The organism is Ruegeria sp. BI7 (genome assembly GCF_056537925.1).
On record NZ_JBQFSK010000001.1, the window covers coordinates 990603 to 1010782 of the forward strand.

At 54.9% G+C, this 20180-nt stretch carries 17 protein-coding genes; 10 read left to right on the top strand and 7 right to left on the bottom strand.

The genetic code is table 11. The annotated features are described in order from the left end of the window. Window positions 1-2 precede the first annotated feature (2 nt). The 3 genes from tcuA to ACR0JB_RS04955 all read left to right on the top strand — a co-directional run bounded on the left by tcuA (window position 3) and on the right by ACR0JB_RS04955 (window position 2836). Window positions 3-1397, top strand: coding sequence for an FAD-dependent tricarballylate dehydrogenase TcuA (tcuA, locus tag ACR0JB_RS04945; RefSeq protein ID WP_480789725.1), 1395 nt, complete (start codon window positions 3-5; stop codon window positions 1395-1397). Continuing rightward, window positions 1387-2541: a tricarballylate utilization 4Fe-4S protein TcuB gene (gene tcuB / locus ACR0JB_RS04950; protein ID WP_170394021.1), complete on the top strand. Its 1155-nt coding sequence runs from the start codon at window positions 1387-1389 to the stop codon at window positions 2539-2541. The genes tcuA and tcuB overlap by 11 nt, the downstream gene beginning before the upstream one ends. An 85-nt stretch (window positions 2542-2626) precedes the next feature. Beyond that, on the top strand, window positions 2627-2836 hold the full coding sequence (locus ACR0JB_RS04955; RefSeq protein ID WP_170424686.1) for a hypothetical protein: 210 nt from the start codon (window positions 2627-2629) through the stop codon (window positions 2834-2836). An 80-nt stretch (window positions 2837-2916) separates the two neighbouring features. On the opposite strand, the gene ACR0JB_RS04960 is transcribed toward ACR0JB_RS04955, so the two are convergent. Beyond that, window positions 2917-4986: an oxidoreductase gene (locus ACR0JB_RS04960; protein WP_170394023.1), complete on the bottom strand. Its 2070-nt coding sequence runs from the start codon at window positions 4984-4986 to the stop codon at window positions 2917-2919. Between the two features lie 59 nt (window positions 4987-5045). Beyond that, entirely contained in the window at window positions 5046-6398 is a 1353-nt protein-coding gene (locus tag ACR0JB_RS04965) for an aminotransferase class III-fold pyridoxal phosphate-dependent enzyme (RefSeq protein ID WP_170394024.1), read from the bottom strand. Window positions 6399-6551: 153 nt separating this feature from the next. Here ACR0JB_RS04965 and ACR0JB_RS04970 point away from each other — a divergent pair, with 153 nt between their 5' ends. The 7 genes from ACR0JB_RS04970 (at window position 6552) to argE (ending at window position 13911) form a co-directional block, all read left to right on the top strand. Further along, window positions 6552-7379, top strand: a complete 828-nt coding sequence (locus ACR0JB_RS04970; protein WP_170394026.1) for a helix-turn-helix transcriptional regulator — start codon at window positions 6552-6554, stop codon at window positions 7377-7379. 287 nt (window positions 7380-7666) lie between these two features. Beyond that, the gene (locus tag ACR0JB_RS04975) at window positions 7667-8947 is read left to right on the top strand and encodes a flavin-containing monooxygenase (RefSeq protein WP_170394028.1); all 1281 of its coding nucleotides are present in this window, start codon (window positions 7667-7669) and stop codon (window positions 8945-8947) included. A gap of 17 nt (window positions 8948-8964) precedes the next feature. Next, the gene (locus tag ACR0JB_RS04980) at window positions 8965-9381 is read left to right on the top strand and encodes a RidA family protein (RefSeq protein ID WP_170330089.1); all 417 of its coding nucleotides are present in this window, start codon (window positions 8965-8967) and stop codon (window positions 9379-9381) included. A gap of 89 nt (window positions 9382-9470) precedes the next feature. Then, window positions 9471-10145 carry a DUF1028 domain-containing protein gene (locus tag ACR0JB_RS04985; RefSeq protein WP_170394030.1) on the top strand — a complete coding sequence of 225 codons (675 nt, stop codon included), beginning with the start codon at window positions 9471-9473 and terminating at the stop codon, window positions 10143-10145. Window positions 10146-10160: 15 nt separating this feature from the next. Beyond that, complete coding sequence (locus ACR0JB_RS04990) at window positions 10161-11657, top strand: aldehyde dehydrogenase (RefSeq protein WP_480789726.1); 1497 nt, start codon at window positions 10161-10163, stop codon at window positions 11655-11657. 25 nt (window positions 11658-11682) lie between these two features. Next, complete coding sequence (locus ACR0JB_RS04995; protein WP_480789727.1) at window positions 11683-12621, top strand: LysR substrate-binding domain-containing protein; 939 nt, start codon at window positions 11683-11685, stop codon at window positions 12619-12621. Between the two features lie 141 nt (window positions 12622-12762). Beyond that, complete coding sequence (gene argE, locus ACR0JB_RS05000) at window positions 12763-13911, top strand: acetylornithine deacetylase (protein WP_480789728.1); 1149 nt, start codon at window positions 12763-12765, stop codon at window positions 13909-13911. Window positions 13912-13985: 74 nt separating this feature from the next. On the opposite strand, the gene ACR0JB_RS05005 is transcribed toward argE, so the two are convergent. From ACR0JB_RS05005 to ACR0JB_RS05025, 5 genes are all read right to left on the bottom strand, one after another. Beyond that, complete coding sequence (locus ACR0JB_RS05005) at window positions 13986-15023, bottom strand: extracellular solute-binding protein (protein ID WP_480789729.1); 1038 nt, start codon at window positions 15021-15023, stop codon at window positions 13986-13988. Window positions 15024-15042: 19 nt separating this feature from the next. Next, complete coding sequence (locus ACR0JB_RS05010; RefSeq protein WP_170348688.1) at window positions 15043-15852, bottom strand: ABC transporter permease; 810 nt, start codon at window positions 15850-15852, stop codon at window positions 15043-15045. A 3-nt stretch (window positions 15853-15855) separates the two neighbouring features. Then, a complete protein-coding gene (locus ACR0JB_RS05015) occupies window positions 15856-16785 on the bottom strand; it encodes an ABC transporter permease (protein ID WP_170394038.1) in 930 nt (309 codons plus the stop codon). Beyond that, window positions 16785-17876, bottom strand: a complete 1092-nt coding sequence (locus ACR0JB_RS05020) for an ABC transporter ATP-binding protein (protein WP_170394040.1) — start codon at window positions 17874-17876, stop codon at window positions 16785-16787. The genes ACR0JB_RS05015 and ACR0JB_RS05020 overlap by 1 nt, the downstream gene beginning before the upstream one ends. Window positions 17877-19101: 1225 nt before the next feature. Then, on the bottom strand, window positions 19102-20163 hold the full coding sequence (locus tag ACR0JB_RS05025) for a YeeE/YedE family protein (protein WP_170394042.1): 1062 nt from the start codon (window positions 20161-20163) through the stop codon (window positions 19102-19104). Window positions 20164-20180: the final 17 nt, after the last annotated feature.

Below are 20180 nucleotides of genomic sequence, written 5' to 3' on the forward strand. Positions count from 1 at the left end.
ACATGCCTCCCCAAAATGAAGCTTACGATATCGTTGTGATTGGCGGCGGCAATGCTGCCCTCTGTGCCGCGATGACCGCTGCCGAGGCAGGCGCCCGAGTTCTGATCCTTGAAACGGCACCAAAACCGTATCGCGGAGGAAACTCTCGCCACACGCGTAATTTCCGCTGCATGCACAGATCTCCTCTTGGTCCACTTATCGAAGAATACAGCGAAGACGAATATCTCTCGGATTTGATGAAAGTCACCGGCGGAAAGACCGATGAGCATCTGGCCCGGCTGGCAATCCGTTATTCAGAAGAGTGCCTAACGTGGATGCAGGAACATGGGGTTCGCTTTCAGCCATCATTGTCAGGAACGCTGTCTTTGGCACGGACCAACGCATTCTTCATGGGGGGTGGCAAGTCGTTGGTGAATGCCTATTACCGCACGGCGGCTAGTCTGGGCGTTAATGTGCTTTATGAGGCTGCGGTTACGCATCTGGAACTGAGCGGTGACCAAATCGAGTGGGTCGATTACACCTTTGAAGGCCAGTCGCATCGCATCACACCCAAAGCAGTGATTGTCGCCTCGGGCGGGTTTCAGGCCGATACCGATTGGCTTACGCGTGCCTGGGGAGAGCCAGCAAAGAACTTTTTGATCCGGGGAACGCCCTATAACCGGGGTGTGGTGTTGGCAGACCTTCTGGATCAAGGCGTCGAGAGCGTTGGAGATCCGACTCAATGTCACGCCGTTGCCATCGACGGACGCGCGCCGAAATTCGATGGCGGGATTGTCACTCGTCTTGATTGCGTGCCGTTTTCCATCGTTGTGAACAAAGATGCCGAACGATTTTATGACGAGGGTGAGGACGTCTGGCCAAAGCGCTATGCGATCTGGGGACGACTTGTAGCAGCCCAACCGGATCAGGTGGGCTATGTGATTATCGATGCCAAATCGCTGAATTTGTTTATGCCGTCAGTGTTCCCGCCGTATGAGGCGGATACGTTGGAAGAATTGGCCGGGATGATGGACCTGCCAGCCGACAAGCTGACCGGGACTGTCAGCAAATTCAACGCAGCTTGTGGTGACACAACGGGCTTTCACCCAACTGAATTGGACGGTGTTACAACCTCTGGCCTGACACCGCCCAAGACCAACTGGGCCCGCCCGATCACCGAGCCACCGTTCTATGGTTATTCGCTACGCACCGGCGTGACCTTCACCTATCTGGGGTTCAAGGTAGACGATACCGCTCAGTGTTCGACCCCTGACGGAAAGATAAAAAACCTTTGGGCCGCCGGAGAAACCATGGCCGGGTCGATCCTTGGACAGGGTTATCTGGCAGGCTTTGGCATGACCATAGGCACCGTTTTTGGACGCATCGCAGGACGTGAGGCCGCCGCTTATGCAAACTGAACTGATTCATGAGGCCCGCCGTCAGGCCGAAATTTGCAACGCCTGCCGGTATTGCGAAGGCTATTGCTCGGTTTTTCCTTCTTTGCATGCCGAACGCGCGTTTTCCGATGGGGATATCACGCAGTTGGCTAACCTGTGCCACAACTGCCGGGGTTGTTATTACGCTTGTCAGTATACAGCTCCGCATGAGTTCGACCTAAACCTGCCCAAAGCTTTGGCCGAAGTGCGGCGGAACAGCTGGGAATGCTTCGCCTGGCCGCAACCTCTGGCGCGTCGGTTCCACACCCATGGTGGCACCATAGCCCTGGCGCTTGTAATTGGATTTGCCATGCTGTTCTTGGCCATTCTCGCCATTGGATCGAGCGGAGGCGAGGGGTTCTATGCTGTCCTGTCGCATAATGCGATGGTCGCGATCTTTGCACCTGCCTTCCTGCTGCCGCTCTTTAGTTTAGCCATAAGCCTAAGGCGCTATTGGGTCGAAGTCGGCGGCAAACCTGTTCAAATTGCGGACGTGACAGCTGCTTTCAAGCGCGCAGGAAAGATGCAGGATCTTGCTGCTGGGCACGCAGAGGGCTGCAATTTTGAGGACGAAGACCGCTTCAGCCAAGCGCGGCGACACATTCACCAAGCTATAATGTATGGCTTCCTGTTGTGCTTTGCGTCAACTTCGGTCGCAACTGTGATGCACTACGGCTTTGGCATGCATGCGCCCTATGGGTTCTGGTCATTGCCTAAACTGCTTGGGATTCCCGGTGGTGTTTTGCTGACAGTGGGGTGTGGTGCTATGGTGTATCTCAAACAAAAATCCGACCGCGATCTCGGTGACCCTATGGCGTGGGGAGGGGATATCGCCTTTACCCTTTTGCTTGGATTTGTTGGGTTGAGTGGACTTGGTCTTTACGCCCTCGGTTCAACAGCCATGATGCCAGCGCTGCTTGCCGTCCATCTTGGATCGGTCCTGACGTTCTTTGTTTTGATGCCGTATACCAAGATGGCGCACGGTTTCTATCGGGTTGCAGCTCTTATCAGGGATGCGCAAAGGAAAAGAGATTTGATTTCAGCCGGTAAAAAACCAGTCTCTGCCGGGCGCAGGGAGGGCCGTTTCGCATCATTGGTCCGAAAGTATCGTAGCCAAGGGACATAATGCCGGAGAGACAGGGATTCGAACCCTGGGTGGGCTTGCACTCACAAAAGTTTGCGATTCCGATTTCGACATCAAACGGAAGTCCTTGGATCAATACAACAAGGGCTTTGTGACGGCAAAAATAGTCAAGCACGGCGCTGAGGGCAGTCATTCGCGGCCATTGCATACGGCTATCAATTCTAAAGATAAAGCGGGCAAACAGGCTATTACGAGTTTGAGAAAAACAGCGAGTAATTTGCCACTGACCGGAGAAGGCGAGAATTTGGGGCGCACTGAATACGGTTGTATCCGTTGAAGCAACGCAGATGGCAGTTGGCGTTCAAATGTGACGGGCGGCGGAGTAAGCACTTTACCGCCCGTTACGCGGTCACGACCTCAGTCCACCGCAAGCTCTGTGATTTCGCGGCGGAATGGCAAGTCGTCACCAATATCTTTACCGTCAAGCTCACGCGCATAGCGGTGGCCGGCATAGGTTGCCCAGGCGATTGGGCCCGGTGCGTTGGCATCCCCAATCAACTTGACCGACTTGATACCTGCGTCCGCCCATTCGACCTCGCGGGCTTTCAGGTCATTGAAAACGGTGTTGTTTTCAAGACGTGACGCCACCACCACAACCGCATCCGCCTCGATCTTCCAGGTTCGGTCGGTGTAGACGCAGTTCGAGACCACGTGATCCGGGTGGATTTCGGTGACACCCTGGTTGAGGACGATTTCGACACCTGCATCCACCAGCCGCGGGTGGATTGCGATTTGCTCGAGCGTGTTGTTCGTCCAGTCACTGACATAAGCCGACGGAGTGATCAGTGTCACCTGCGCACCGTTTTTGGCCAGAAGTTCGGCAAGAACGCCGCCCATGTAATAGTGGTCATCGTCATACACCACCACGCGGCCCGATGGGATTGTGCCATCCATCAGATCGTCCGGTGTATAGACCTTGGCGCCTTCGGCAATCGGCATTGGCACGACGTGCTGACGCGAGACCCCGTCGTTGCGCCATGTAGATCCCGTGGCGATGCAGACATTTTCAAAACCGAACTCCAGAATGCTCTCGGCACCCAACTCGCTTTCGCGATAGATTTCCACGTTCGGACGTTGGCTAAGTTGATAGTCGCGATAGTCCACGACACGGCCCCAGGCCGACAGCCCCGGAAGCAGACGTTCGCGGGCCACGCGACCGCCGATCACATCACGCGCCTCGGCCACGGCGACGTCATACCCCCGGCGACAAAGAGCCCAGGCAGCCTCAAGCCCGGCGGGGCCAGATCCTACGACAAGCACGTTCGAGCTATCCCCCTTGTCGTTCATCTTCTCCGGGTGCCAGCCTTTGCGCCATTCTTCCATGAAGGTCGGGTTTTGGGTGCAGCGGCTGATTGACATGGTCATATCGCCAGTGATGCAGATGTTACACCCGATACACTCTCGGATGTCCTCGATCCGGCCCTCTTCGATCTTTTTCGGCAGAAACGGGTCAGCGATCGACGGTCGGGCGCAGCCGACGAAATCCAGTGTGCCAGACTTGATCATCTTGGCCATAACATCGGGCGAAGTGAACCGACCGACCCCAACGATCGGTTTTTCGGTCAATTCATGAATGCCACGCACCAGTTGTTCCTGGGCAGCCTCTTCTTTGAACCGCGAAGGGCCAGAGCAATCCTCCCAAGTACCCTGCGCAAGATCCCAGAGGTCGGGCAGGTCTTTGTTCATTTCGATGTAGTCACGCACCTCGGCATTCGAGAAACCCAGATCGCCAATGGTCTCGTCCAACGACACCCGAAGCGTGATCGCCATCGTATCGCCCACGGCGTCGCGCATATCGGCGATAACCTCCTGGCTGAATCGGGCGCGGTTTTCCAGTGAGCCACCATATTCGTCGCTGCGCTGGTTGGTTGCCCTGCTGAGGAAGTGTTGGAAGATACCAAACCCATGCGCGCCATACAGGCAGATCAGGTCGAAACCTGCTTCTTTCGAGCGTTTTGCGGCATTCACGAACCACCGGCGCAAATCCTTGATGTCCTGCTTGTCCAAGGCGCGCGCCTGCACCGGATCATTGGTAAAGGTCCGGATCGGCATGGCAGAAGGGGCCAGTGGCACCTCTTTGGTATAAAGGTTGGGACCGTTGATGCCTGAATAGGCAAGCTGAATGCCAGCCAGGGCACCATGGGTTTTCATGCGCTCGGACATCTTGCGCAATTGGGGGATGTCTTTGTCTTCCCAAAGGCGAAGCTCGATAAATGGGGTGATTTCAGACGTATGGTGCATTTCGCACTGTTCGGTAAAGATCACGCCCCAGCCACCCTCAGCCTTGATGCCTCGCATCGCAGCCGCCGCCGATGGGTCGCGATATCCACCACCGTTGCAGTGAGGCACCTGATAGAACCGGTTCTTGGCTGTTAGGGGACCGATTTTCGTCGGTTCAAACAGGATGTCATAGCGTGGATCGCGCATAGCTGGCTCCTTATGGATGGCTAAGATGATGAAGGGGCCGTGCCGCCCCAAATGCGGGATTACAGACCAGCGGCGACTTCGGTGATGGCGTCGCGCAGGATGGCTTCGATACGGTCGATCATCGGCTCGTCCATGATCAGCGTCGGAGACAAGATGAGAACGTTGCCGAGCTGACGAGCAATCAGACCGCGTTTCTGACAAGCGCGTGCGACTTTCAGACCAACTTGCGCCTCTGCCGGATGGCCTTCCTTTGTGTCGCGATCCTTGACGAATTCGACCCCCATCATGAAATGGCTGCCACGCACTTCGCCGACCATTTCGATATCGGTCAGGCCGCGCAGGTTGTTTTCAAACTGCTTCCCGGTTGTCTGCACACGCTTAGGAATTTCTTCACGCTCCATAATTGCGATATTGGTCAGACCCGCTGCCGCAGCAGCTGGATGGCCCGAATAGGTCATGCCGTGCAGGAACATACCGTCGGGGCCTGAGATGACCTCGTGAATATCGTCAGAAACGATCGTAGCAGACAGCGGCTGATAGCCTGAGGTCAGACCTTTGGCCGTGGTGATGACGTCGGGCACCATGTCAAACACGTCTTCTGATGCAAAGAAATGCCCAAGGCGCCCAAAGGCGGTAACGACCTCATCAGCAACGTATTTGATGTCGTTGGCTTGACAGACCTGCCACGCGCGCTTGTGGTAACCAGCTGGCGCGGTCACGACACCACCCGCGCCTTGGATCGGTTCGGCGATGAAAGCACAGATGTTCTCGGCACCAATACGCTCAATGCTTTGCGTCAGATCGTCGATCAGCGCGTCGAGGAACTCGGCCTCGGTCATATCACCGCCTTCGCGCCAGTAATGCGGCGAGCGCAGATGATGCACCAATTCACTGGCCGCGTGCCAGCCTTCGGAATAACCGGGCGTGGTCATCGCCATCGCCAGATGGGTCGAGCCGTGATAGGCCCCGTGTCTTGACAGAACCAGTTTCTTTTCCGGCTTCCCTTTGCGGATATTGTAGTGATGCAGCATCCGAATGGCACTGTCATTGGCGACGGAACCGGAATTGCCAAAATACACGGCATTCAAATGACCCGGTGCAAGTTGCGCAATCTTATCAGCCAGTGCTGCCGCTGCCGGGTGCGTGAAATTGTAAAAGGTCGAATAATAGTCCAGCGTTTTCAGCTGATTGGAAATCGCCTCAATCATTTCATCATTGCCGTGGCCGATATTGACACACCACAAACCGCCGATGCCGTCGATCAGTTCATTGCCATCGCTGTCGTAAACATATGCGCCCTTTGCGCGCGAGATCACGGTGCGCGCGCCTTGTTGCTTAAGTGCGTTTAGATCAGCGAAGGACTGAATCAGGTGTTCGTCCTGTGCAAGAATGTCGAGTGTATCTTTGGCCATGATCAACCCCTTTGTTTTCGCGATGCAATTCCGCTGATCCGGTGAGGCTTGTTAGGAACCACCAACGTGTTGGCGACTGCATACCACCTATATTCATATCAAAGGTTACTTAGGCTCATTTGAGGGGTATATACCCCCAAGGGGGTATTCGAAATGTCAACTGTAGAAGCACCAGACGCTCTATCAGCCGCAATAACGGCAATCGGATCAGAAGGGTTCGGTGATGCGCTCTACAGGTGGCTGGATGCAACCTGTTCCTTCGACAACTTCGCAATCATCGCATTTTTTCGGCGCAGCAGCCCGGTGGTACTAATGACTCATGCCCGCGACAGCCGCGTTTTTGAACGGATCGACAGCCACTATGTCAAAGGCGCTTATCTGCTGGATCCGTTTTATGGCCTGCATCAAAGCCGCGCGGCGGACGGTCTTTACAGATTGACCGATGTTGCCCCGGATCAGTTTCAACGGAACGAGTACTTTAAATCCTATTACACAAACACGACGCTGACGGACGAGCTGGCCTTTTACGCCGGTCTCAACCCCATGAGTTCGATCACTGTTTGTCTCGGCAGGGACGCAACCACCGCGTCGCGTTTTTCCAGCAAGGATTTTGCCATCGCAAAAAATGTCGCGCCGATCGTCAATGCGCTGGTGAGAAGGAATTGGCCTGATCTGAAGCCCTCGAATGAAAAAAAGCCGGAAGATATCGTCGCGCAACTGCGTCAGCGTTTGTCTGTTGAACAAGATATCGGTTTAAGTCCGAGGCAGGCGCAGGTGGCGTTGTTAATCCTGCAGGGTCATTCATCGATTTCTATTGGACTGACACTGGGTATCAGCCCTCAGACCGTCAAGGTTTTGCGTAAGCAACTCTACCGGAAATGTCATATCTCTTCGCAGGGTGAACTATACTATCTGATCGCGCCGTATCTGTCGGAAAGCGGACAACCGGCTGGGAAACAAGGGCAATTCCCGGCGGGTTAGTCAAAGCCTAATTAAGAGTAAGTTAGACAGTAATTTCGTCTGTTCCCAACTTGTGAAACCTTTACCCGGAAACGTGCAAAACGTGCTGGAGTGGCACAGGAAACGGAACGCCAAAGCGGCCCTTGTTCGGTGTTGGTCGATGCGATGGCTCCGCTCTGATGTCTTCTGTTTTGAAAGTGCAAGGTCTTCGGCCCGTTGTGGTCGTTCGTCCGTCCAGGCAGCGCAAGATGCACGCGCACAACGACCATTTCAGGTCAATTCGAGACGCAGTAATAGGGAACCGACACATGTCCATTGAGAAAACGGATACGCTGGTTGTTGGCGGCGGGCAGGCGGGTATCGCGCTAAGCGAGCACCTTGGAAACAACGATGTGCCCCATATCATTCTGGAAAAGAACCGAACTGCCGAGGCGTGGCGCACCGGCCGTTGGGATGCATTGGTTGCGAATGGACCATGCTGGCATGACCGTTTTCCCAGCCTCCAGTTTAACGGGGATGACCCGGATGCGTTTGTGCCAAAGGACCGTGTCGCCGAATACCTGGTTGAATACGCGGAAATGGTGAACGCCCCAATCCGCGAGGGTGTTGAGGCGCTGAACGCCGAACGGTTGCCCGGCGAAGGTGGGTTCCGTGTTAAGACGACCGCCGGTGAAATCCATGCCAAGCGCATTGTCGCCGCAACAGGCGCTTTCCAGCACCCGGTTATTCCGCCCATTGTGCCGGAAACGGCCGGCGTCGAGCAACTTCATTCCTTTTACTACAAAAACCCCGAGCAACTGCCCGAAGGGGCGGTGATGGTTGTGGGCGCCGGCTCGTCCGGTGCTCAGATTGCGGATGAGTTAAATCGCGCCGGTCGCAAGGTGTTCCTGTCTGTTGGTCCGCATGACCGGCCCCCGCGTCGCTATCGTAGCCGCGATAATGTTTGGTGGCTGGGCGTTCTGGGACTCTGGGATATGGCTGCACAGAAACCAGGTACTGAACACGTCACGATCTCGGTCAGCGGCGCGAATGGCGGCCACACGATGGATTTCCGCCGCTTGGGAAATGAAGGGGTGACCCTTACCGGGATGACCAAAAGCTTCGAGAACGGTATTCTCAGCTTTGCCGATGATCTCCAACGCAACGTCGCTGCGGGCGATGCCAACTACCTTGAAATGCTGGACATGGCGGACGCCTATATCGCTCGTACTGGTATTGATTTGCCCGAAGAGCCAGAGGCACGAGAGCGGTTTGCTGATCCCGATAGCCTAACCAATCCCCTGACTTCAGTCGATTTTGCTAAGGAAGACATCACGACAATTATCTGGGCGACAGGCTTCCGTCAGGATTTCAGTTGGATCAAGGCCGACGCCTTTGACGCCAAAGGCGCACCGATCCATCAGCGAGGCGTGTCTGTCGAGCCCGACATCTATTTTCTGGGCCTGCCTTGGCAATCGCGACGCGGTTCAACCTTCATTTGGGGCGTCTGGCACGACGCGAAATACATCGCCGATCAGATCGCTATTCAACGCGCTTATGCCGAATACGACGGCGAAGCTGCGATCATCGCCCCCGCCGCGGCGGAATAAGTAGTCAGGACTTCGAAATGGCCCATACACGCATTCGCAAATTCAACACCAAGGAAACCTATCCTGAGCAAAACCTGGACAACGATCTGTGTCAGGCCGTTGTGACACAGGGCGGCAAAACGGTTTACTTGCGCGGTCAGTGCCCGCAAAATCTGGATGATGCGGTAAATATCGACAGTCATGATCCGGTCGAACAGACCCACAAAGTGATGCAGAACATCAAACAGTTGATCGAAGAGGCCGGCGGCTCGATGGAGCATCTGGTCAAGGTGGTCGTCTACATAACCGATGTGCGCCACCGTGAGGCTGTTTACCGCACTATGGGCGAGTACATCAAAGGTGTTCATCCTGTTTCGACAGGGCTGGTCGTTCAGGCGCTGGCGCGTCCCGACTGGTTGGTTGAAATCGACGGAACCGCCGTTATTCCCGATTGATCCACCAGATCAGCCACCTTAGCCGGACCGCGCCACTTGTTCTCCTCCAAACAGGCGCGGTCCGGACTTTCTATTTTCAGGAGATCCGAATGACTTTTTCACTGGTCGCCCGCTGCGCTGAAACCGGAATGTTCGGTCTGGCGATTTCGTCATCGTCACCCGCCGTGGCTGCGCGCTGTTCTTTTGCGCGGGCAGGTGTTGGCGCGGTTGCATCGCAGAACGTTACAGACCCGAGCCTCGGTCCGTTGACGCTGGACCTGATGGAGCAGGGCAAGACAGCACCTCAAGCAATCGAGGCCATGACCGCAAAGGCAAAATTCATCGAATACCGGCAGGTTCTGGCGGTGGATACCGCCGGGCGCACGGCGATCCATTCCGGTCCCAACAGCCTTGGTATCTGGACGCAAGCACAGGCTGAAAATGTTGCCTCGGGCGGCAACCTTTTGGCCAATAACGGGGTCCCGCAGGCCATCGTCGATGGCTTTCTGTCGGCCTCGGGCCATATCGGCGACCGTCTGATCGCCGCCATGCGCGCCGGATTGGCTGCAGGGGGCGAGGCTGGCCCGGTGCATTCCGCAGGCATGAAGATTGTCGACAAAGTCAGTTGGCCTGTCGCCGATCTTCGCTGTGACTGGACCGAGGATTGCCCCATTGAGGCCATCGCGACCACCTGGGACATCTATAAGCCGCAACTTGACGCCTATGTCCAGCGTGCGCTCGACCCGCGCGAGGCACCGTCTTATGGCGTCCCCGGCGACGAATAATCAGGGAGAAACAGAATGTTGGACAATACCCACGCGGATTGGAAAAGCCTCGCCGCCGGTCTGTCGTTTCGGGGGCAAGCCTTTATCGACGGTAAATTCACCGATGCTGCGTCAGGCAAGACCTTTGACAGTATAAACCCGGCAACAGGTGCGGTTCTGACACCGGTCGCCGAATGTGACGAAGAAGACGTCAATCGTGCCGTTGCCGCAGGACGTGTTGCCTTTGAGGATGGCCGCTGGTCGCGTATGGCTCCGGGTGACCGTAAGGCAGTGATGCTAAAGCTGGCTGACTTGATCCGAGAAAGTCTGGAGGAGATGGCGCTGCTGGACAGCCTTGATATGGGCAAGCTGGTAACTGATGCGGCGACTATCGACGCGCCGGGCTCGGCACATTTCTTTCAGTGGTACGCCGAGGCCATCGACAAGGTCTATGATGAGGTGGCCCCAACTGGCCCTGGCGATCTGGCGCTGGTCAGTCGTGTGCCGCTGGGCGTTGTTGGTGCCGTGACCCCTTGGAATTTTCCACTGGACATGGCGACTTGGAAAGCCGCCGCAGCGCTGGCTGCGGGAAACTCGGTTGTGCTTAAACCCGCAGAACAATCGCCCCTGTCAGCACTTCGCCTGGCAGAGCTGGCGGCTGAAGCCGGTGTTCCGGATGGCGTATTCAACGTTGTTCCCGGTTTTGGGGTGACTGCGGGCAGGGCACTTGGCCTGCATATGGATGTCGACTGCCTGGCCTTCACTGGTTCTACCGCAATTGGTAAAATGTTCATGCAATATTCGGGCCAGTCGAACCTGAAACAGGTCTGGCCGGAAACGGGCGGCAAAAGCCCCAATCTGGTCTTCGCCGACTGCGAGGATCTGGACGCCGCCGCGGACATGGCTGCCTTTGGCATCTTTTTCAATCAGGGCGAAGTGTGTTCGGCCAACTCTCGGCTTTATGTGGAGCGCTCGATCAAGGATGCGTTTGTCGAAAAGCTGATAGCCCGCGCGCAAGCAATGCAGCCTGGCGACCCGCTAGACCCGGCATCGAAGATGGGAGCGATCGTCGATGAGAAGCAAACACAAGGCATCATGCGCTTTGTGGACGAAGGTAGGAACACGGCCAATCTGGTGACAGGGGGTGAACGTGTTACCGTGGACGGTAAAGGTTGTTTTGTTCAACCGACCATCTTTGACGACGTGACCCATGACAACCCATTGGCGCGGGATGAGATTTTCGGCCCCGTCTTGTCGGTGATCCCGTTTGACACCGAAGAGCAGGCGGTCACGATGGCAAATGACTCGATCTATGGATTGGCCGCGTCAGTCTGGACTGACAACCTGTCACGCGCTTGCCGGGTGTCTGACAAGCTGATGGCGGGAACCGTCTCGGTCAACACGGTGGACGCATTGTCAGCCATGACACCATTCGGAGGCATGAAACAGTCAGGTTTTGGACGCGATTTGTCATTGCACTCACTTGAAAAGTATACTGCTTTGAAGACCACGTGGATCAAGTACAAGGCTTAATCCACGGCCAAGCGGAGATGTACCATTGCCTTTCAGATACACGCTGCGACAGCTTGAGTATTTTGTTGCGGTCGGGAAGGCGGGCAGTATCGCTGCGGCCAGCGACAAGCTGAACGTGTCGTCGCCGTCGATTTCGGCGGCGATAACTCAGCTTGAGGTCGAATTCGGCGTTACGTTGTTTGTGCGCGAACATGCGCGCGGTCTGTCGCTGACGAAGGCGGGACACAAGATCATGGAACGAACCGAATTTGTTCTGCGTGAAGCCGAACTGCTGGCCACGCTTGCTGGGGAAATCACGGGTAAGGTTCAGGGCATTCTGTCCGTAGGGTGTCTTGTGACTTTCGCGCAGATCGTCTTGCCGGGCTTGCGGCGCGAATTCGAGGACAGCTACCCTAATGTACATATCGAACAACGTGAATTGAATCAGGCTGACATCTTCAGCCAATTGCGCCGGGCCGAGCTGGACATTGCACTGACATACGATCTGGACATTCCCACTGATCTTGAATTCCAACCTCTGCACGCGCTCCCGCCCTATGTGGTTTTGGGAGAAGACCATCCCTTGGCGAAGCAGGTCGAATTAACGATTCCAGACCTGCAGGACAGCCCGATGGTTCTGTTGGACCTTCCATTCAGCGGTGAGTACTTCTTGTCGTTTTTCCGCGAGGCCAACATAAAGCCCAATATCGCGGAAAGAACCGCAGATATGTCGGTGATGCGTTCACTGGTTGCCAACGGATTCGGCTTTTCCATTGCGAATATTCGCCCCTTGAACAGCTTGTCACCGGACGGAAAGAAACTGATTTTTGTGCCTTTGGCTGGAGAGGTGCGCCCCATGCGCCTTGGTCTGCTGCGCGCCCGGGCCGAGAATGAAACAAACACTCTGAAAACCTTTGTCGATCATTGTGCGCACGCCGTGAAATCGGGAACCCTCCCGGGTTTGTGCATTCCAGAGAACGAGTGATCGCAGGTCCTTAGAATTCTCCTAACCTCTGCTTCGTCATTCCCAGATTTAAGTATTCTGCCTGTCGTATAGGCTAATCTACAATCCCGAACGCAGAGGGGATCAAACCGGTCGGCAATCCGAAAAGCAGGTTCAAGTCGCATGACGTCTACACTGGGTATTCTCGATAAACTGGTTGGCTTCGATACTGTCAGCAAGAACTCGAACCTCGAACTTGCCGCTTATGTCGAAGAGTTTCTAGAGGCGCGCGGCTTTGCGGTTCATCGCATCACCGATCCCGGCGGCGACAAAACTGGGCTCTACGCGGAAAAAGGCCCTGACGGTGACGGAGTTCTGCTGTCTGCGCACACGGATGTTGTCCCAGTCGAAGGCCAAAGCTGGACCAAAGACCCGTTTTGCCTGACGCAAGAAGGTAACCGTGTTTACGGTCGTGGCACCACAGATATGAAGGGTTATGTGGCGTCGGTTATGGCTTTGGCAGACCGGACTGCCGGGGTTGACCTGCGAGAACCGCTTAAGATCGCGTTGTCCTATGACGAAGAGGTGGGATGCGTCGGTATTCAACACATGCTGGATCGGCTCGCCCCAATGCTGGGTCAGCCCCGCGCGTGTTTCGTCGGCGAACCGACAGAAATGCAGGTCGCTATCGGGCACAAAGGCAAAGCTGCGCTGCGCGCTGTTTGCCACGGTCAAAGCGGGCATTCCGCGCTGGCCCCTAAATTTGTCAATGCACTGCATCTTGCAACCGATTTTGTGGCCGAGTTGCGTGCGCTACAAGACGTTTACGCCAAGAGTGGTAACAGCGACCCGGCTTACTCGGTGCCCTATACGACCTTCCACGTGGGTATACTGTCGGGCGGCAGAGCCCTGAATATTGTGCCCGACCGCGCTGAGTTGACCTTTGAATACCGTCATCTTGCTTTGGATCATGGCAAGGATATTCTGTCACAGATACAAGACGCAGCGGTCAGGGTAGGGGCCCGGTATCAGGCCCTATGCTCGGAGGCGCGCATTGAGGTCGAACAGTATAACGCCTATCCCGGACTGGATGTTGATAAGACCGAGGGTGTCATCGCTTACGCCCAGAAACTTGCGCAAAGTAACGCCACCACCAAAGTCGCCTTTGGCACCGAGGCCGGGTTTTTCAGCGAGTTGGGGATTCCAACTGTTGTCTGCGGGCCGGGTTCCATGGAACGTCAGGGACACAAGCCGGATGAATACCTTGAAATCGAACAGCTGAACGCGTGCGACGCGATGATGGATCGCATCCTCGAAGACATCAGCCGCTAAAAAACAGACACTTACTGAAACCGAAAAAGCCCCCGGAAAAACCGGGGGCTTTCGCGTCAGGAATAGGGCCTGAATTACTTCTTCAAGTTGGTCCAGATTTGGTCATAGACCGCCTGTGTTTCCTCATCACATACTTCGATGAACACGCCCGAGCCTGCATTGGCATGAGGGTTCTTTTCGGGTTGTTCAGCCAGCTTCGGGTCTAGGAATTCACCCACACCGTTCACACCGGCGTTGTACTGCGCAAAATTGGACACGGCTGCGATATTCTCGGGCTCCAGCAGAAAATCCATGAATATCAGCGCGTTCTCGCGGTTGGGGGCGTCTTTTAGCAGAACGACATTGTCCATCCAGGCGATATAACCTTGTGTCGGAAAGGCGTATTCCACATTGGCGCCTTCCTCGCGCGCTTTGGCAGAGAACCCGTCATAGATCTGGCCTACGGCTGCGTCACCGGAAACCAGAACCTCTTTCGCGGTATCCGAATTGAACGACGCCCAGTGCTGCTTAGCTTCTTGCAGCATGGCATTCAGCGCCTTCAACTGCTCGCGGTCAGTGGAACATTGCGGGATACCCATATGCAACGCGGCCATGGCCATCACTTCTCCCTGGCTGTCCAACATGTTGATACGACCTTGCAGTTCAGCTGGCGGATTGAACAGAATATCGGTGGTTTGAATATCGCCGTCAAACGCATCACGGCTGACTGCAAAACTGGTCGAGCCCCACTGATACGGGATCGAGGACTGCCGACCGGGATCAAAACCGGGATCGGCCCATTCCTCGGCGATGTTGCCTTTGTTCTTCAATTCACCGTCGGCGATTGTGTCCAACATGCCTTCGCTGGCCATGATCGACACCATATAGTCGCCCGGAACCGATACGTCATAGGTCCCGATACCACCGGCCTTGAGCGAAGCCAGCATCGCCTCGTTCGAGTCGTAGGTGTCCATGGTGACATTGATGCCGGTTTCTTCGGTGAACTTGTCCAGCAGCTCTTGCGGGATGTACTCAAACCAATGGTACAGAACCAGTTCACCATCGGCGGCGGCAGCGTTCGCGCCAATAGCCAAAGCAATGGCAGCAACGCCGCTTCTCATCATATGTTTCATGTGTCTCTCCATCTGTTGGTTATTTTGTGTTGTCAGACTTGCTGACGAAATAGCTGATCGTGACCATGAGGATGGACACACTCAGCAACATGGTCGAAATCGCCATGATATTCGGTTTGATCCCTTGTTTGACCGAGCCAAAGATCGCCGTTGGCAAAGTCTCGACCCCGGCACCTTTCACAAAGTTGGTGATGATGAAGTCATCCAGGCTGACGATGAAGGCCAGCAGAAAACCTGATATAATGCCGGGCATCATCAGCGGGAGGAGGATCTTAGTGAATGCTTGCCGTTTAGTAGCATAGAGATCCAGTGCGGCCTGCTCATAACTGTCCTCGATCCCCTGCATACGGGCCGAGATCGGCAGATAGGCAAACGGAATACAAAAGGCGATATGGGCAAGTAGGATGGTAAGTAGCCCGCGTTCGAATCCGATCGAATTGAAGAAGATCAGGGTCGCGACGGCCAGAACGATCTCGGGCACCATCAGCGGCAGGCTGATCAACCCAAAGGACAATGTGCGAAAGCGGAACTTGCCACCTCGAACCATGCCAGTTGCGGCCAACGTTGCAATTGCGGTTGCCGTGGTTGAGGCAATGATCGCAATGATAAAGCTGTTCCTGGCAGCCGTCTTGAACTTACCGCTTTCAGGCCCGGTAAAAACATCCGCATACCAACGGAGCGAAACGCCTTCCCAGTTGGTCAGTGATTGGGATGCGTTGAAGCTGTAGATCGTGACCACAACCAGCGGCGCATAGAGAATGACCAGACACAGCAGGGTGATCCCCTTGAAGCCAGTGTAAGACTTGATGTCGAATTGCTTGCTTGCCATGGATCAGCCCCCCGCCTTGTCGGCTTTGGCCTGCTGACGGGCCGAGAACATCAGGATGATCAAAACCATTGTCAGCAGGATCATCGACGCGGCCGCGCCAAACGGCCAGTTGCCGGCGTTGCCTTTGAACTGCTCCTCAATCAGCGAGCCGATCATAAAGTTTTTGGCGCCACCCAGAAGGTCGGGTGCAAGAAACGACCCCATCGACGGAACAAACACCAAAATACAACCCGCAAATACTCCGGGTTTGACCGCGGGAAGAAGCACGCGGTGCAGTGTGGTCCATTTCGACGCGTAGAGGTCGGCCGCGGCTTCGGAAAGGGCAAAGTTGTACCGTTCAACCGCTGCATAGATCGGCAACACCATGAAGGGCAGATATGAATAGAACAGGCCGAGCTGCACCGCAAAATTGGTGTTAACGATATGCAGGGGGCTGTCGATCAGGCCGATATTCATCAGAAAGTCGTTCAACGGCCCCTGATCGCGCAGAAGGAATTTCATCGACACGGTCCTGATCAACAGGTTCACCCAATAGGGGATGGTAATCAGGAACACCCAAACCGGACGCATGCTTTCGGATCGGGTGGCGATGAAATAGGCCGTTGGAAAGCCGATCACGAGGCTGAGCAATGTAGCAGCACCTGCCTGCCAGATCGAGCGCCAGAAAATCGTGATATAGGTCCATTCTATCTTAGGGGGGTCGTCACCGAACAATCCTCGATCAAAGAAGAATTGATCATAAGCCGCCAGCGAGAATTCCCAAATGACGCCGCCCCGGAACTCTTTTGTCAGGAAAGAGTAGATCAGCATCATGATGACCGGCGCCAGAACCAGAATGGCCAATGTCACCCATGCGGGCAGCAGAAGCCATGTTCGCGCCTCTTTATAGGTATCTGTCGTTGCGCTGCCGCCGCTTGCCGCACCCGCCGCCATTAGTCGACCAGGAGGCGACCAGCCCCCAGCTCCATGTTGACATACATTTCGGTGCCCGGCTCAAAAATCCGCTTGTTGCCGCGGTCTGAGTTTGAGGTGCGTACGACAAAATCTGGGCCATCCTGCAAGTCCACGATGGTTGTGATATCTGTGCCGACAAAGATGTTTTCCTTGATCCGCCCTTTCAGGCTTTCGGTTTCGGCGGGGCTGTCCGACATAAACAACCGCTCTGGTCGGATTGACATGTGAACCTTGGAGCCAACGCCAACCCCCTCAACCGAGTTGCAGGTCAACTCATGCCCACCGCCAAGGTGGCAGATTGCACGGCCATTCGAGATATCGTCAACGGAAACCTCCAATAGGTTGGTCTCGCCAATAAAATCAGCCACGAACATATTGTGCGGACGCTCGTAAATGTCCGTCGGAGACCCCAGCTGCTGCAGCTCGCCAGCGGACATAACCGCGATGCGATCGGACATGGTCAACGCTTCTTCTTGGTCGTGGGTCACGAAGATAAAGGTGATCCCGGTTTCACGTTGCAGATGCTTCAGCTCAAGCTGCATTGCTTTGCGGAGCTTCAAGTCCAGTGCAGACAGGGGTTCGTCCAATAACAAAACCTTGGGCTGAGGCGCCAGGGCACGTGCCAGCGCAACACGCTGTTGCTGGCCACCCGACAACTGGCTGGGCTTGCGGGCCGAGAACTGAGAGAGCTGTACCAATTCCAGCATCTCACCCGCTTTCTTACGCGCTTCGGATTTCGAGGCCCCCCGCATTTCCAACCCGAATGCAACATTGTCCAAAATGGTCATGTGCGGAAACAAAGCATAGTTTTGGAAAACTGTGTTCACCGGGCGCTTGTTAGGAGGCAGGTTCTCGATTTCATCTCCGTATAGGTAGATCGCACCTTCGGTTACGGCCTCGAACCCGGCGATCATTCTAAGGAGAGTTGTCTTGCCGCAGCCAGACGGACCTAGAAGGGTAAAGAACTCATTGTCCATGATCGACAGCGAGATCTTCTTGAGCGCCGTAAAATCGCCATAACGTTTTACCGCGTCCCGCACGTCAATCGCGATATTTTCTTTGTCAGACAATTGCGCCTCCCCTGAGCATCGCGAAATTCCATTCAGGTATATACGGGCTGCGTTGCCGTCCTAAGAATTGACTTCCTCACTAAACATTAGGATTTGCCTAATCATTTCTATTATCGTTTATAAATCAATGCGCTATCCTGGGTCATCAGTTTTTCAGCAAAAAGAAAAACCCAGTGAACATATGTGAAGTGTCGCATTTTTCCCTGCGGTGATCTCGCCAACAATGGGAGCAACCGCTATTTAACGCGATAGATTTTCAGTGTCCTAAATTTCGGAGCTTTTGTTCTCCACCTTCAATTTCGCGTCTGATGGCTGAAAGAAGTTTGTCTGATTGGTGCGTATCCTGCGGCTTGGGGCAGAGCGTTTCACGCACCTAAACGTAGTTTTATGAACTGTCTGGCAAATTAGCTTTCAGAACATTTCTGGCGGTTGCCAAGGTTCCCTTAACTAATATTGGTCGGGAAGGGGAGTTCAATAAGTAACGCCCGCCATGCGCCGTCGATCACACCGGTCTACGCGCCCATACGTATTGGTGACATCGCAAAGATCTGTGCGGACGTTAGCGCTCTTAAACTAGCCACGGGATGGGAGCCCGTTCACAGCGAGCTTGACAGGATTATGGTTTCTATATCGGATCCTTCGTAAAGAGTAACAACTCAGACCGCTCTACGCGAGGCATGTCTTACTGCAGCGGTCACAAACGAATTGCCACAGGCCGTTACTACCTGAGATACCTGACACAGGAAGAAATCGCTCAGGTTAGGGCAGAACAGCGACAACGGCTTTCGCTGAAGCCTTTAACCCCGCAACATTTAACAGGGATCCCGCAGACGCAGGATCCCTATTTCGTTTGCCTGATTGCAGCTTGGAAGGGTGTCAATGTGTCATAGTCTGCGCCAAAGGGCCGTAATTGGCATAGCCGGAAGTCCTAAAATGGGGCGCAGTAGGACACCAATGGCCGTACCTGTCGACTAGGGCAGAAAGCACACTACACCCTGAATTTCTATTACTAGCTTTCAATTTCAAGAAGATAGTGGCGGAGAGACAGGGATTCGAACCCTGGGTGGGCTTGCACCCACAACGGTTTTCGAGACCGTTTTGACATCAAATCGGAAGTCGTGACATCAATAAAACAAGGGCTTTATGGCAACAAGATAAGCAGTTTCGGCACAGAAAGCGGGTAGGGGTGTCATAGGAAAGCGTCATACTGATTTGAACTGTGAACTCAACGCTCAGTCATAAAGGACAGTCCAGAAACGAGTTGTCTCAACCCAAGCGCCGCACCGGCGAAGATGGCAGCGAATGTTACAGGCGCGCTGTAGGCCAAAAGTGAGAAGGCAGATATACCTTGTCCGACGCTGCAACCGACTGCGATGATCGCGCCTGGCCCCATAATTGCCGCGCCAAGCATTTGACGCTTGAGTTCACGTGGATCTTCGCATGCTTCCCATCGAAAATGACCCTTGGACCAGGATCCCAAAAATGCGCCAATGAGAACGCCGGAGACTGATCCGACCGCAAAGGACAAAGTGTTTCCGGAGGCTGTCATAAGATAGAATATTGTGTCGCCAAGGGGTGCAGCGAAGGTATGGGTTTGAACTGGCTCACCATCGAAACCATGCGTCGCAACCCAATTCGTGCCGAGCCACCCTGATACGATCGCCAGTCCTACTACAGATCCCCAGAACACCTGTGCGGGATTGCGGCGGAAGCGCCGGTTTGCCAAGGCGAAAATCATCAACGCAACCCCAATAACAGAGCCAATGAGCCAGGCTGGGATAGAGGTCAGTTGTTCGGCAAGGAAGCTAATGCTCTGGGGGCCATTAAGATCCATTTCCTCGGGGAAGACCCAAACGCGCAAATATGCAAGGGGCCCGGACATGACAACGTAAGCAGATAGACCCATAATCAATACGATGACAAATGATCGAAGGTCGCCTCCTCCAAGCCTGGCCAGCGCGCCATAGCCACAGTTTCCGCTGATGGCCATTCCGTAACCGAACATGAGACCACCTATAATCGACCCAAGTGGGTTCCAGGTCTGCGCAAGATACCTTGTTCCAAGAGGGTCGAGCCACCCTAAAGCCATACCTAAGTGGCTGCCGACAATTGCTACGCCGATCGCAATTGCCCACATCCGCAGCCGCCGGTCATCGCCTGCGTAAAGGTAGTCTTCGATTGCACCTAACGTGCAAAAACGGCCAATGCGAGCGGCCAAGCCCAACACAATACCACCGATCAACCCGATCAGGGCAACGGTGTTGGCGTCTCCCAATGCTTCAAACATTGCCAGTCTCCTCCCAA

Bases quoted from the DNA above. Each gene is read 5' to 3' on its own strand.
- tcuA (WP_480789725.1), top strand. From the start codon at position 3: ATGCCTCCCCAAAATGAAGCTTACGATATCGTTGTGATTGGCGGCGGC.
- tcuB (WP_170394021.1), top strand. From the start codon at position 1,387: ATGCAAACTGAACTGATTCATGAGGCCCGCCGTCAGGCCGAAATTTGC.
- ACR0JB_RS04960 (WP_170394023.1), bottom strand. From the start codon at position 4,986: ATGCGCGATCCACGCTATGACATCCTGTTTGAACCGACGAAAATCGGT.
- ACR0JB_RS04965 (WP_170394024.1), bottom strand. From the start codon at position 6,398: ATGGCCAAAGATACACTCGACATTCTTGCACAGGACGAACACCTGATT.
- ACR0JB_RS04970 (WP_170394026.1), top strand. From the start codon at position 6,552: ATGTCAACTGTAGAAGCACCAGACGCTCTATCAGCCGCAATAACGGCA.
- ACR0JB_RS04975 (WP_170394028.1), top strand. From the start codon at position 7,667: ATGTCCATTGAGAAAACGGATACGCTGGTTGTTGGCGGCGGGCAGGCG.
- ACR0JB_RS04980 (WP_170330089.1), top strand. From the start codon at position 8,965: ATGGCCCATACACGCATTCGCAAATTCAACACCAAGGAAACCTATCCT.
- ACR0JB_RS04985 (WP_170394030.1), top strand. From the start codon at position 9,471: ATGACTTTTTCACTGGTCGCCCGCTGCGCTGAAACCGGAATGTTCGGT.
- ACR0JB_RS04990 (WP_480789726.1), top strand. From the start codon at position 10,161: ATGTTGGACAATACCCACGCGGATTGGAAAAGCCTCGCCGCCGGTCTG.
- argE (WP_480789728.1), top strand. From the start codon at position 12,763: ATGACGTCTACACTGGGTATTCTCGATAAACTGGTTGGCTTCGATACT.
- ACR0JB_RS05005 (WP_480789729.1), bottom strand. From the start codon at position 15,023: ATGAAACATATGATGAGAAGCGGCGTTGCTGCCATTGCTTTGGCTATT.
- ACR0JB_RS05010 (WP_170348688.1), bottom strand. From the start codon at position 15,852: ATGGCAAGCAAGCAATTCGACATCAAGTCTTACACTGGCTTCAAGGGG.
- ACR0JB_RS05015 (WP_170394038.1), bottom strand. From the start codon at position 16,785: ATGGCGGCGGGTGCGGCAAGCGGCGGCAGCGCAACGACAGATACCTAT.
- ACR0JB_RS05025 (WP_170394042.1), bottom strand. From the start codon at position 20,163: ATGTTTGAAGCATTGGGAGACGCCAACACCGTTGCCCTGATCGGGTTG.